The organism is Exiguobacterium sp. s70 (assembly GCF_018618315.1).
Lineage (GTDB): Bacteria > Bacillota > Bacilli > Exiguobacteriales > Exiguobacteriaceae > Exiguobacterium > Exiguobacterium chiriqhucha.
Map to the genome: position 1 here is coordinate 216,594 of NZ_JACSLV010000002.1, position 12,672 is coordinate 229,265.

12 protein-coding genes are annotated in these 12,672 nt (G+C 52.8%); 9 read left to right on the forward strand and 3 right to left on the reverse strand.

From position 1 onward, the window contains the following. The first annotated feature begins 38 nt into the window (after positions 1 to 38). Both KNP84_RS05780 and KNP84_RS05785 read left to right on the forward strand, forming a co-directional pair. Positions 39 to 1,283 (forward strand): bifunctional folylpolyglutamate synthase/dihydrofolate synthase, encoded by a 1,245-nt coding sequence (locus tag KNP84_RS05780; protein WP_215114468.1) that lies wholly within the window; start codon positions 39 to 41, stop codon positions 1,281 to 1,283. A gap of 92 nt (positions 1,284 to 1,375) precedes the next feature. Further along, the gene (locus tag KNP84_RS05785) at positions 1,376 to 2,896 is read left to right on the forward strand and encodes a hypothetical protein (protein WP_215114469.1); all 1,521 of its coding nucleotides are present in this window, start codon (positions 1,376 to 1,378) and stop codon (positions 2,894 to 2,896) included. A 44-nt stretch (positions 2,897 to 2,940) separates the two neighbouring features. Here the strand turns inward: KNP84_RS05785 and KNP84_RS05790 are convergent, their stop codons facing one another. Genes KNP84_RS05790 through KNP84_RS05800 form a run of 3 tightly spaced genes read right to left on the reverse strand, consistent with a single transcriptional unit; the run spans position 2,941 to position 5,577 of the window. Then, on the reverse strand, positions 2,941 to 4,602 hold the full coding sequence (locus KNP84_RS05790) for a hypothetical protein (RefSeq protein ID WP_215114470.1): 1,662 nt from the start codon (positions 4,600 to 4,602) through the stop codon (positions 2,941 to 2,943). 14 nt (positions 4,603 to 4,616) lie between these two features. Next, complete coding sequence (locus KNP84_RS05795; protein ID WP_251131168.1) at positions 4,617 to 5,180, reverse strand: PilW family protein; 564 nt, start codon at positions 5,178 to 5,180, stop codon at positions 4,617 to 4,619. Further along, positions 5,128 to 5,577 carry a prepilin-type N-terminal cleavage/methylation domain-containing protein gene (locus KNP84_RS05800; RefSeq protein ID WP_215114471.1) on the reverse strand — a complete coding sequence of 150 codons (450 nt, stop codon included), beginning with the start codon at positions 5,575 to 5,577 and terminating at the stop codon, positions 5,128 to 5,130. Before KNP84_RS05800 ends, KNP84_RS05795 begins: the two co-directional genes overlap by 53 nt. A 163-nt stretch (positions 5,578 to 5,740) precedes the next feature. Between KNP84_RS05800 and KNP84_RS05805 the strand changes: the two genes are divergently transcribed. The 7 genes from KNP84_RS05805 (at position 5,741) to KNP84_RS05835 (ending at position 12,665) form a co-directional block, all read left to right on the forward strand. Next, positions 5,741 to 6,967: a G5 domain-containing protein gene (locus KNP84_RS05805; protein WP_215114472.1), complete on the forward strand. Its 1,227-nt coding sequence runs from the start codon at positions 5,741 to 5,743 to the stop codon at positions 6,965 to 6,967. Beyond that, complete coding sequence (locus tag KNP84_RS05810) at positions 6,964 to 7,245, forward strand: hypothetical protein (RefSeq protein WP_021066864.1); 282 nt, start codon at positions 6,964 to 6,966, stop codon at positions 7,243 to 7,245. Before KNP84_RS05805 ends, KNP84_RS05810 begins: the two co-directional genes overlap by 4 nt. A gap of 10 nt (positions 7,246 to 7,255) precedes the next feature. Next, on the forward strand, positions 7,256 to 8,905 hold the full coding sequence (locus KNP84_RS05815) for a GspE/PulE family protein (protein WP_251131169.1): 1,650 nt from the start codon (positions 7,256 to 7,258) through the stop codon (positions 8,903 to 8,905). A gap of 4 nt (positions 8,906 to 8,909) precedes the next feature. Next, a complete protein-coding gene (locus KNP84_RS05820; protein WP_029595837.1) occupies positions 8,910 to 9,944 on the forward strand; it encodes a type IV pilus twitching motility protein PilT in 1,035 nt (344 codons plus the stop codon). Between the two features lie 4 nt (positions 9,945 to 9,948). Next, positions 9,949 to 11,166, forward strand: coding sequence for a type II secretion system F family protein (locus tag KNP84_RS05825; RefSeq protein WP_029595836.1), 1,218 nt, complete (start codon positions 9,949 to 9,951; stop codon positions 11,164 to 11,166). Between the two features lie 142 nt (positions 11,167 to 11,308). Continuing rightward, positions 11,309 to 11,821 carry a prepilin-type N-terminal cleavage/methylation domain-containing protein gene (locus KNP84_RS05830; protein WP_214836892.1) on the forward strand — a complete coding sequence of 171 codons (513 nt, stop codon included), beginning with the start codon at positions 11,309 to 11,311 and terminating at the stop codon, positions 11,819 to 11,821. A 91-nt stretch (positions 11,822 to 11,912) separates the two neighbouring features. Continuing rightward, a complete protein-coding gene (locus KNP84_RS05835) occupies positions 11,913 to 12,665 on the forward strand; it encodes a prepilin peptidase (RefSeq protein WP_215114474.1) in 753 nt (250 codons plus the stop codon). Positions 12,666 to 12,672 lie beyond the last annotated feature (7 nt).

Below are 12,672 nucleotides of genomic sequence, written 5' to 3' on the forward strand. Positions count from 1 at the left end.
AAGATGAGAGGGAAGTGTGAAAACGGGAGTGATGGAAGATGGAGACGAGACAAGATGTATTTGATTGGCTACATGGCCAGCTACGGTTCGGGATTAAGCCGGGCTTGAAACGAATCGAGTGGATGCTGAACGCGCTACAAATCAAGGAGTTACCGTCGATTCACGTGGCGGGGACGAACGGGAAAGGGTCGACGGTCGCCTTCTTGCGGGCCATGGCGATGAAACAGGGCTTGAACGTCGGGACGTTCATCTCGCCATACATCATCCAGTTCGAGGAGCGAATCATGTTGAACGGGGAACCGATTCGAGAAGAGGACCTCGTCCAAATCGCCAACCGGGTCCGTGACTGTGCGAGCTCGTCACCGGAGACGTTGACGGAGTTCGAGCTGCTGACGGTCATGGCGTGGCTCTATTTCCATGAGCAACAGCCTGACCTCGTCATTTGGGAAGTCGGGCTCGGAGGACGTCTCGACTCGACGAACGTGTTGCAGAAGCCGCTCGCGACCATCGTGACGTCGATTGGACATGATCATCAAGGGATTCTCGGCGACACGCTCGAAGAGATTGCCCTCGAGAAGTTCGGTATCATGAAGTCGGGTGTGCCGATGTTCCATAGCTTGACGGAGAAGCGGTTGATTGAGTTGCTCGAACAACAAGGGGAGACGATGGATGCGCCGATTCACGACGTCACGCCGCTCGTCTCATTCGTAGAGGATGGGGCCGACACGGTCGTCACGTATGATGGGATGCCTCCGGTGACACTCGGATTGACCGGACACCATCAAGCGTATAACGGAGCGTGTGCTGTCGCCGTCGCGCGCCATCTCGGCTGGAGAACAGAGGCGATTCAAGCAGGACTCGAATCGGCGCAACATCCGGGGCGTTACGAGCTGATTTCGAGACAGCCTCGTATCGTGCTCGACGGGGCGCATAACGCGGAAGGCGTCGCCGCACTCGTCGAACAGCTGAAACTTGAGCGTGACGTGACCGTCCTTGCCGCCATTCTTGCCGATAAGGACCGGGAGGCGATGGTCGCGTCGCTCCAGACAGTGGCGGGCGTCTATGAGACGACGTTCGATTTTCCGCGTACACGAACGAAGGACAGTCTGATTGCGGACGGTGCCCGTTACGTGGACTGGCAGAAGTGGTTGGCCGCGTGGGTGAAAGTACCGAAATCGGAGACGCTCGTCGTGACCGGGTCGCTCTACTTTATCAGTGAAGTCAGAACCTATTTCCAAAGTTTGAAAAAAACCGCTTGTGAACAGGAAGAAAAAGGGGTATGAATTAACTGAAGAAGTGTGATGACAAACCGACTGGAGGCACAACGATGAAGAGGCAGCTAAGATCCAAGTACGGGTTCCTCATAGTAATAGGGATGGTCTTATTGTTGTTCGCATATACGTCAACGTTTGCGAATAACGGTAGAGGCAACGGGAAAGGTAATGGAGGTAGTAACGGTAACAATCAGGGCATTGTTTTCCAAACAAAGATTGAGGATGAGGCGATTCGGACTGTCACGCCGGAAGCTGTGCTCATCGGTGACAGTTTTGATTTGACGTATGACTTGTCATTGAATAACATTCTTGATTTTGAAAAAGGACCGAATATCAATTCCTATAAGTATGTAGAGTGGGCAGTCAAGGTCGAGGAGAAAATCCCACAAGGATTGACTGTAGTGATTCCAACTTCTGATGTTCACAATTTGAAGTTCGATGAAGGTACGCGTCTTTTAACGGGAACAATTAACATCATGTGCGGTAAAAAGAATACGGGACTTGAATCTTGTAATGATTATAAGAATGCAGCATTCTCTGACCTCATCACCGTCAAATTGATTGCAGAAAAACCCGGTAGTTATACGTTTGAAAACGGACGATATGCCTATTCGTTGGAAGCTGACCATTCTGGGAATGGGAGCGGTGCACAAAAACATAATCGTTCGTTCACCGATGCTGGGAGTGGCTTCACAAAAACGACGGTGACGGTAGAAGAACTGAAAATCAACGTTCCAAGTGAAACGACGATTTATTTGGGGAATTCAAAAACGGTAGAAGCTAACTTATCGACTGTGAAAGCGGCGATTCCACCAAATGCGAAACTCACATGGGAAATTGATAAGTCCAGTTTCGTAAATCAAACGAATTCAACGAATCAAAGCGTTACGTTAAAAGCGTTGGATGCCGGTGAGGCGACTGTGAAAGCCGTTTATGAATACGCGAACGGTCAAAAAGTTAAATCAAATGATATGAAGGTTGTCGTAAAACTACCGGATTTATCATTAACTACAAATGATCAAGAACTTTGGGTGTACAAAAATGAAGCAGGAACATTGGTTAAGCAACAGACTTTATTGACATTGGAACAATTGGTGGAAGATAAACAAGCTCTTGCCAATCCGCTTGCTGTAACATGGAACGCTGATTCGTCCGCCTTGAAAATTCTCTCAAGTCAAAACACGTCTGCTACCGTACAAGCGGAGCATGGGAGTACGAGCAACGTTTCGGTCATTGCGAAATTAAAGGATTATATCGGACAGACGATGCCTGTCTTGATTAACGTGAAAGAGTATCCACAAAAAGTCTCGACACCGAACGTTATTCTTTACATGACAGACAGCCCATACAGCTATCCGGTCAAATTCTGGCCGGAGACGGCAAACGTGACGGGTTACGGTTTGACTGTCCTCGAAGGAACGGATGTCATGACCGCAAAAGATGGCGTATTGACACTCTTGAAGCCGGGTATCGCGAAAATCGGTCTGGTCACAGAGGACGTCAGTGCATCATTTAAAGCAGGAGAAGGTCCGAAAATGATCAGCCAAACGTTCTACGTCCGCGTCAAAGCAGGTACGGATCCGAACCCAGGAACCGAAGATCCGTCTGGCGATTTCTATTAATCTCAATCATAGAAAAGAGGCTACTCGTGAGAGCAGCCTCTTTTTCATTTCTTCAATTGTTGACCGACGAACAGTTGGAGCTGGTTTGTGACCGGGAGCGTGTCGATTTGGCGGAATACACCCTCATTATATTCCATGACGAGACGTGAATCGTCGACGTCTGGAGAGGCAATCACATTCCCAGGAGCGAAATAAGCTTGTTTATTCGCCTGTTGCGGTAATGATTTAAACGAACCGCGGAATGTGTTTACTTCGAGCGGCCCTTTACTATACAGACCGCCTTTCATGTTGACAATGGAGCCGACAGAATAGAGTCGAGTCGGTTCAGTCGAAGCGCTGTACATAAATGCTTGGAGCGTCGAAGAACTGTCCTGGAATTCATTGATTCGATTCAATAAAATTTTTCCTTCGGCGAGCAGGACGAGTGAACTGTCATTCGCACCAGAAGCGACCGGCAATAAATCCGCGCGATCAATGAACGCGTCTCCTAATGTATAAACGGTCGTATTGAACGCGACTTTCCCACGAATCGTCAAATCCCCATTAATGATTAGTGGGCGGCTAATGGTGATGGTGTCTAATGCGTCGATGGTGACATCTCCGTTTAAGAGAAGCGGGACGGTGCTGTTCGTAATCGACTTGGTGATGACCATCGGACCTGTCACACCTACTGGAAGATTGACGAGTTGTAACGTTTGGACCGAATTGAGCTGGCTGGAATCGATAAACTCGGTCGGCCGTTCACGTGGCGTTGTCTCTCCATCGACGACGTAAGTTTGCTTGAGAAAGGGTGAAATCGTCGATGTCGGGATTAACGTTGATTGAAACAGCGTTTGCTTCGGTGAATTGGTATAAGGCAATTTACCGGCAGTGGCACGGTGTCGGTTCGCGAACTGGATGACCGAGTAATTCAAGTTAAAGCGAGAAAAGGTACTCTCAACCGGACCAATCTCAGGTTCATAGTTCACACCAGGCGTGGTCGAATTCGTAAAGTAGTTCGGCGTTTCACAGCCGTCGCACGTCGCCCCGTCTCCAAGATCGATGCGGCCATCGAGATAAAACCGGCTCGAAGCGCTATTGTTCAGCGTGTTGACTTGGTTTTTCAGTTGGTACTTCGCGTCGCGTTCGAGTGCGAGCTTTGTCCCCGCAAACAAGTTCCCTTCAATCTTCGGTGGACCATTGACCGTCAACGTGTCGTCCGACCCGAGCACGTAATAGAGGAATGACGGCAGCGCCGTCACATACACTTCTTGGCTATACGAGCTCGTTTGCATCGGCTGTTCCGGCTTCGCTTTCGTCGTCCCGGTCGCGGTCAACGTGAGCACCGTCGTGAACGGGGCGTTCGCCTGGTCCGCTGTCGAACGGGTGATTGAGTAGCGGATATCGTTATCGCCCGATTGGCGCGTCCCTGCATACAACGTATCCTGTTTAAGTACAGTCTCGACTTTCGCCTGGAACAATTGCTCGTTCTCCATATACGGTTGGACGACATTCGCATCGTGGAGCGGGAACGTCGCTCGGAGGTCGGCGACGAGCACATCGAGCACGCCTTTGACGTCGGTATCGAGTTGCGTCTCATCGACACGGAGATTCGTCTGCTTGTTCGTGGCCAAGTTGACTTGAATCGCTGCCAGCGAGAGGACGGCGAGTGCCGCCATCGTCACGAGGACGAGGATGAGGACGTAGCCTCGTTCATCTTGTTTCATTTGACTCCCTCTTTTCATAACGGGATGGTGCTCGTGAATGTTTTAACGAGCGTCGTATCTTCACGAGAGGCGAGTGTCACTTGAATTTCAATCAATCCAGAAGTGATATATGCCTCACGTCCGCGCCTTGGATCGGTCACTTCGTCGCGGAGGTCGATGTCGACGGACTGAACGATGACGTCAGGATTGTTCGTCACAAAGCTCGACGGGTCGAGCTCGAGAACGGCGTCCTCCATATAATCGCCTTGACGATACAGGATCCCTTCCGTCGAGATGCGCGGAGTATGGAGACGGTGGAACGAATATGTATCCCCGTTGACGGTCAAGGCGTCGAACTCGGTCCGGTTGATGTCTTGGAGGACACTCGTGATCAAATAGTCGGCCTCGCTTCGAAGCGAGCTCGTATCGTTCGTCAGACGGAAACCGAGCGAGCCGGACAAGAAGACGGTGATCACGATGCCAGCGAAGATGGCAGAGATGACGAGCGCGAGCAACAACTCGACGAGCGTGACGCCGTCCTCACGGTCACGGAAGCTCCGGAACATCCGTCTCAGGGAATTTATCTTGAAGCGTCGCATTCGTCACCACTCCTTTCAACGTAATCGGTTGGAGCAACGTCTCCGAGGCGACGGTAATCTCGACGTTGACGAGGTCAGCGGCCGGCTCATTGCCCGGAGAGAGGATGGTCACATCGAAGGCGCGTCCGTTGATGGTGACGTCACACAAATCGCAGACGTTGGCCGGTGTCTTTTGGAGCGCCGCGATATCAATCGGGTCCCGGGTCTCGGCTGCACGGCGCTTCAACGTATTGAGCGTGTTTTGGGCGACTTGGTTCGCCACGGTCCGGTCAAGATCCGAGGAGGTGATTCGCAAGCTTTGGGAGAAGATATTCATGAGCGATAATGCCAGGATCGAGACGACGACGATCGAGACGAGTACTTCGACGAGCGTGAAACCTTGTTCGGAACGGTCCAACGCATTGACCTCCTTTTCAATATTCATTTAAAGATAGGAAAAAAGAGACTTTTCACCTGAAATAATTGTTATTTTCTGTACAATGCATATTATACTAAAGTTACAGTGGGAACGGATAGTAATTCAAAAGTCTCATTTGACTTGAAATAGAGGGGGAAATGGAATGAAGCGATATGGGATGCATTTGTTCATCCTGGCGGGACTTGTCCTGCTCGTGTCATTGCCGACAATCGGGCTCGTGAACTATCTCGACGCCTCGGCGAAGACGAGTGCTACATATAAAGAGACGACCGTGGCCGGCATCGATGTGTCGGGGATGACGAAGGAAGAGGCGGTCGTCCGGCTCGATAACGCCATCAAAGACTTCAACAACACGCCGTTCACGGTGACGCTCGTCGATGGGACGGCACTCGAAGTCGGCAAGGACGTCGTCTCATTCAACGTCGATGCGACGCTCAAGACGGCTTCTGAACCGGGTACATATCCGCTCGTCACGACGGTCGACGAAGAGCGGTTGACGCCTTACTTAGAGAATCAACCGGTGACGCTATCGATGGTGACACCACCGCTCGTCGAAGCGGCATCGAACTTGAACTCAGATGTGGTCCTCGAGATGACGGCGACGGAGAGCGAAGTCGTCGCCTCGATCACCGTCAGTCCGACACCAGCGATGCGCTCGGCACTCGAACGGATGAACGGCTTCGAGATGGAAGCCGGGGACATCTTCAGCTTGAAAGCGTTCGGGGAAGATTTTGACGCGCTCAGCACGCTCGGGTCATCAATGTATCAGTTGTTTGCGGCGACACCGTTCCAAATCCTTGAACGCGTGCAACATGAGACGCTCCCGACCGGCATCGAGCTCGGCTATGATGTCAAAGTCGACGAGCGCTCGAACTTCGCTGTCCAGAACACGGAACAGACACCGTACGCACTCATCGTCTTAGAAGAAGGGAACGCGATGACGGTCCAATTGCTCGGTAAAGTATTCGTTGGAGCGTACGAGTCGCGCGTCGAAGACGTGACGAGCGTCCCTTACCAAAACATCGTTCGCTTCTCGCCATCGCTTACAGCCGGTAGTTCGTCTGTGACCCAGTCCGGACAGACCGGCGAGTCAGGCAAGCTGTACCGTGTCCTCATCACGGATACGGGTGAGTCGCTCGAACTGCTCGGGTTTGATTTTTATGAGCCGATCCCGGAGATCGTGACGAAAAGTTCCGTCCCGCTCCCACCTCCAGAGCCTGTCGAACCGGTCATCCCAACTTTCCCGGATGAAACACTGGAAGATGACCCGTTCGATGACGATGTAGAAGATGACGGATTGAATCAGTTTGAAGAACAGCCACCGGTTCATGACACGGATCCGGTACCAAGTGAGGGGGCAGTCGGATGATCGGATATTTAATTTTGATCGCCTTTTGGGTACTCGCCACATTGACCGTGTTCGCCTTGTCGATTCCATACATTCGGAAACGCGAGACGAAAGGGGTCATCGTATTGCTCGTCGCCGTGCTATCGCTCGGCGTCTATAGCCTGTACGTCGAAGGGCTCGAGCGGACGTGGTGGGCGTGGGTCCTCCTCGCCCTCGGTTTGGCCGGCGGTGCGGCACTCAGTGCGTTCATCGAACAGCGAGACGTCGCACAGGAGGTACCACAGAGGATGGTGAAGTAAGTTGAGAAGAATGAAAAAACGGCTCGGCGAGATGCTCGTCGAGGCGGGTATCATCACGCAAGGCCAGCTCGACGAAGCGCTCGCACAAAAGCGGACTGGGGAAAAGCTCGGGGACGCGCTCATGCGATTAAACTATTTGACCGAGACGCAATTGATTCAAGTGTTGCACGAACAGTTGAACGTGCCGGTCATTTCATTATATTCAGAAGATATCAACGTGACCGTGACGAAACTCGTCCCGAAAGTCATCGCCCAAAAACATGACATCATGCCGATTTCGCTACAAGGAAACACGTTGTTCATCGCGACGGCGGACCCGCTCGACTTGATCGCCATCGATGACGTCCGGCTTCAGACGGGGATGAACATCGAGGTCGGGATCGCCACGCGCGAACAGATTCGCAAGACGATTGGCCGCTATTACGAGATGGATGCGTCACTCATCGAGATTTTAAAAGAAGAAGCACCGGAACTCGATCGCGAAGAGACGGCGTCGCGAGATGACGCGCCGGTCATCCGGCTGGTCAATCAGCTCTTCTTGAGCGCCATCGACCAACGAGCCTCAGATATCCACTTCGACCCGCACGAGAAACAGTTGCACGTCCGTTTTCGGGTCGATGGTGACCTCCGGACCGAAGCCATCTATCCGAAGAAGATTCAAAGTGTCATGCTGACGCGCCTCAAGGTCATGAGTAACCTAGATATCACGGAGAGCCGCTTGCCACAAGACGGACGTATCAAATATACGCTCCGGGGCCGCCCGTACGACTTCCGCGTCTCGACGCTCCCGACGATGTATGGCGAGAAAATCGTCATCCGGGTGCTCGACTCGTCGGAAGGGTTGACCGATTTGACGAAACTCGACTTCGGCGACAAGAACGAGGCCGTGTATCGCGACATGCTGAAACGGCCGAACGGGATTATCCTCATCACCGGGCCGACCGGGTCAGGGAAGTCGTCGACGCTCTATGCGTCGCTGCGCGAATTGAACGATGAATCGAAAAACATCATCACGGTCGAGGACCCGGTCGAGTATCAGCTCGACGGCATCAACCAAGTCCAAGTCAACGCCAAGGTCGGCTTGACGTTCGCGTCGGGTCTGCGTTCGATTTTGCGACAAGACCCGAACATCGTCATGGTCGGGGAAATCCGTGACACCGAGACGGCCGAGATCGCCATCCGGGCATCATTGACCGGTCACTTGGTGTTATCGACACTACATACGAACTCGGCTATCAGCTCAATCACTCGCTTGATTGACATGGGGGTCGAACCGTTCCTCGTCGCCGCCTCGACTTCAGGGCTTGTCGCCCAGCGGCTCGTCCGTCGCGTCTGTCGGGATTGCGGGCACGAACAGCCGGTCTCGAAACGGGAACAGGAACTGTTTGCTGCTGAAGGCATTCCTGTCGAACGGATCATGCGCGGCAACGGCTGCGCCTCGTGTAATTTCACGGGATACCGTGGACGGCTCGCCATTCATGAGGTCGTGCCGATCGATGAAGGGTTGCGCCGGTTGATTATGAACCAGGCGACAGAGGCCGAGATGGTCGCCTATGCGAAAGCACAAGGCGTCCGCTTTCTCCTCGCCGATGGACTTGAGAAAGTCGCACTCGGACTGACGAACACCGAAGAGATATTGAGAACAGTGATAACGGAGTGAGCCTATGATCCATCAGTCGATTGAAGTGATTTTAACGAAAGCGGTCGAGCAACGCGCCTCGGACATCCATTTGACCGCCGGCTCGCCGCCGATCATCCGGGTCGACGGGAGCCTCATCACGATGGGTGACGAGAAAGTGTTGCCGCTCCATATCGAGAGCTATTTGAAAGACATCATGACCGAAGAGATGCGGGGCCGACTCGAGATGCAGCGCGACCTCGACTTTTCGTTCGGAGTGCCGCGCGTATCGCGGTTCCGCGTCAACGCCTATTACCAACGGGGCACGGTCGCGATCGCGTTCCGTTCCATTTCCGGGGAAATCCCGACGATGAACGAGCTCGATTTGCCGCAAGTGCTGAAGCGACTGATTGAGAAGCCGTACGGGCTCATCCTCGTCACCGGACCGACGGGGTCAGGGAAATCGACGACGCTCGCCGCGATGATTCATGAGATCAACCGCACGCAGCGGAAACGAATCATCACGCTCGAGGACCCGATCGAGTATTTGCACTCGCACGACCAGAGCATCGTCGACCAGCGTGAGATTGGCTCCGACGTCATGAAGTTCGTCGACGGTCTCCGGGCCGCGCTCCGTCAAGACCCGGACGTCATCTTGCTCGGTGAGATGCGTGACCTTGAGACAATCTCGACGGCGATGACGGCTGCCGAGACGGGTCACCTCGTCATGGCGACACTCCACACGTCGAGCGCGATGTCGACCGTCAGCCGTGTCATCGACGCGTTCCCGGCCGAGCAACAGGACCAGATTCGGACCCAGCTCGCCAACGTCCTGCTCGGTGTCGTCAGTCAGCGCTTGTTCCCGCGCGTCGACGTGCCGAAAGGTCGTGTCGCCGCGATGGAGATTATGATTGGCAATCCGGCCGTCGCCAACTTGATTCGGAACGAGAAGGAGTTCCAACTCCCGACCGTCATCCAGACGAACCGGCAGAACGGGATGCAGACGATGGACATGGCGATCGAACAGCTCGTCCGTCAAGGCGTCATCAACCCGAACGCCGTACCAAATGAAGAGAGGTGACTGAATGGCCATCTTCCAATACGAAGGTAAACTGCTGAACGGGAAGCGTAAGAAAGGGCGGGTCACCGCCGTCTCGCTCCGGGAGGCGAAAGAAAAGCTGCGCCAAGAATCGATTCTCGTCACCGAGCTCGCTGAACTCGAGTCGACCGGACTGAATAAAGAAGTGAACTTGCTCCCCGAGCGAGTCAAGATTGAACATTTGATTATGTACGTGCGCCAGTTCGCGACGCTCATCCGGGCCGGCGTGCCAATTGTTCGGGCGACGTCCATCTTGCGCGTCCAGACCGAGTCGAAAGTGTTGAAGAAGACGCTCAGCCAAGTCGAGGACGATTTGCGCGAAGGGATTGCCTTCTCGGAGGCGATCAAGAAGCATCCTCGTGTGTTCTCAAACTTCTTCAGCTCGATGGCACTTGCGGGTGAGGCGAGCGGGAACTTGGAGGAGGCGCTCGACCAAATCGGGCTCCAGCTCCAAAAACAATATGACGTCAAACGGAAAGTCATCTCAGCGTTGACGTATCCGCTCGTCGTCTCAATTGTCGCCATCGGCGTTGTCGCCTTCCTCATGGTGAACGTCGTCCCGACGTTCGCGAGCATCTTCGGACAGCTCGGCGGGGAACTCCCGCTCATCACGCGTATCGTCGTCGCCGTCTCCGATTTCGTCGCCGCCTACTGGTGGCTCATCTTCGGGGGGGCGCTCCTCGCACTGCTCGTCTTCACATGGATGTTGAAGCGCGACAAGGAACGGTATGTGATTGATGGATTGTTGTTGAAGATGCCGATTTTTGGTCCAATTGTCCTAAAATCGCAAATCGCGTTATTGACGCGAAGTTTGGCCGTCTTGCTTCAAGCGGCAGTCCCGATTTTATCGGCAATTGAGATTACCGAGAAGATTGTCTCGAACCGTGTCATCCGTAAAGGTCTTGCTCAAGCACGCAAGATGATGGCACAAGGAATTCCACTCCATGAACCGCTCGAACGGAACGATAGCTTTCCACCGCTCATGACGCAAATGATTGCGGTCGGCGAGGAGAGCGGGGATTTGGACTCGATGTTGAACGAGGTCGCGGAGTTTTATGAGACCGAGGTCGAGACGACGACAGACCGCCTGAAATCGATCATCGAGCCACTGTTGATTGTCGTCTTGGCGAGCATCGTCGGGGTCATCGTCATCGCGATTGTCGTCCCGATGTTCCAAATTTATGGCGATATCCAAAATCAGTAGAAACTTTTTATTTATTTGCAGATTTGTATCTTTTCAATCCTAAATTTTGAATGTATAGTAAAATTGTTCTACTTATTATTAGGTCAAAGGTAATGCATGCAGCACACAACACAGCACAACACACAAAAGGGGAGAATGAATCATGTTAGAGAAAATGAAAATGATTTGGCAAGATGCCAAACAATTGAAAGATGAGCGCGGACTCACACTCGTCGAGTTACTCGTCGTCGTCGTCATCTTGGGAATTATCGCAGCCATCGCCGTTGTCGCGATTGGTGGGATTATCGAGAACTCACGTAAAGATGCGATGGTTGCCGATGCGAAGCAGATGGTGAGCTCTTCTAAAATTTATGCGGCTTCAAATCCGGTTGCTAAAGGTGAATCTGTAAAACTTATGTTTACTGGAACACCATCTACTGCAGCTAATACAACGCCAAAAGAAGTTTCAGGGAAAGAGTTTATCGATAAACTACAAGATCCGTTTACAAACGCCACTTATACTAATGCGTTTGTTGTGGTAACTAATACTGCTGGGAAATACAGCTATACAGTGACTTTAGATAGCGGAACAAAAAATTCATATAAATATGCTGCTACACCAGAAGGCGACTTGACTCGAACTGAACTTGAAAAAGAAGAATCAGCTACAAACTAATAACTTTTCCTCCGGCTGGCGCTGGGCACTCGCTCAGCCTAGCCGGTTTTCTGTTTTTGGCATATACTTACAAGTAAGGAAGTGACCTTGATTGGTTGAACTCATTGGACTCATTTATAGCCTCGTCCTCGGGGCCGTCATCACGTCATTCACGAACGTCGTCGGGCTCCGCGTGCCACGCAAACAGTCCATCGTCACACCGCGCTCGCACTGTCCGTCATGTGGACACGTCTTATCCGCTTGGGAACTGATTCCGGTCTTCGGTTACGTGTTCCTGCGCGGGAAATGCCGCGGCTGTGGCGGGCGGATCGCGCCGACGTACCCGCTCTTTGAACTGCTCGGAGCGGTCGGTTACGCCTATAGCTTCTGGCTGTATGGCTTCAGCCTCACGACGCTTCTCGCCTTCGTCTTCTTATCGACGCTCCTCGCCTTGGCGATGTCGGACTTGTCGACGATGCTCGTCCCGAACGTGATCCTCATGTTCACGGCACCGGTCCTCCTATTGCTCGCCTATAGCGCGGATGTGGCATGGTGGAGCCCGATTGCCGGAGCGGCACTCGGTTTCTCTGTCCTCGCCACCGTTTTTTTCGTCTCCAAGGGGGGACTTGGGGCCGGCGATGTCAAACTATTTACAGTAATCGGGCTCGTCCTCGGGCCACGCGACGTCCTCGTCGCACTCTTTTTATCGAGCTTGATTGGCGCCATCGTCGGATTGACGCTCATCGGCTTGAAACGGATGGATCGCAAACAGCCGATTCCGTTCGTACCGTCGATCGCACTCGGTACGATGCTGACGTTTTGGTTCAGCGAACGCTTCTTTGATTGGTATTTTGATTTGATGTAGGGGGAAA

What these genes read in the sequence shown, in the direction of transcription:
- KNP84_RS05780 (WP_215114468.1), top strand. Translation starts at nt 39, where the DNA reads ATGGAGACGAGACAAGATGTATTTGATTGGCTACATGGCCAGCTACGG.
- KNP84_RS05785 (WP_215114469.1), top strand. Translation starts at nt 1,376, where the DNA reads ATGGTCTTATTGTTGTTCGCATATACGTCAACGTTTGCGAATAACGGT.
- KNP84_RS05790 (WP_215114470.1), bottom strand. Translation starts at nt 4,602, where the DNA reads ATGAAACAAGATGAACGAGGCTACGTCCTCATCCTCGTCCTCGTGACG.
- KNP84_RS05795 (WP_251131168.1), bottom strand. Translation starts at nt 5,180, where the DNA reads ATGCGACGCTTCAAGATAAATTCCCTGAGACGGATGTTCCGGAGCTTC.
- KNP84_RS05805 (WP_215114472.1), top strand. Translation starts at nt 5,741, where the DNA reads ATGAAGCGATATGGGATGCATTTGTTCATCCTGGCGGGACTTGTCCTG.
- KNP84_RS05810 (WP_021066864.1), top strand. Translation starts at nt 6,964, where the DNA reads ATGATCGGATATTTAATTTTGATCGCCTTTTGGGTACTCGCCACATTG.
- KNP84_RS05815 (WP_251131169.1), top strand. Translation starts at nt 7,256, where the DNA reads ATGAAAAAACGGCTCGGCGAGATGCTCGTCGAGGCGGGTATCATCACG.
- KNP84_RS05820 (WP_029595837.1), top strand. Translation starts at nt 8,910, where the DNA reads ATGATCCATCAGTCGATTGAAGTGATTTTAACGAAAGCGGTCGAGCAA.
- KNP84_RS05825 (WP_029595836.1), top strand. Translation starts at nt 9,949, where the DNA reads ATGGCCATCTTCCAATACGAAGGTAAACTGCTGAACGGGAAGCGTAAG.
- KNP84_RS05830 (WP_214836892.1), top strand. Translation starts at nt 11,309, where the DNA reads ATGTTAGAGAAAATGAAAATGATTTGGCAAGATGCCAAACAATTGAAA.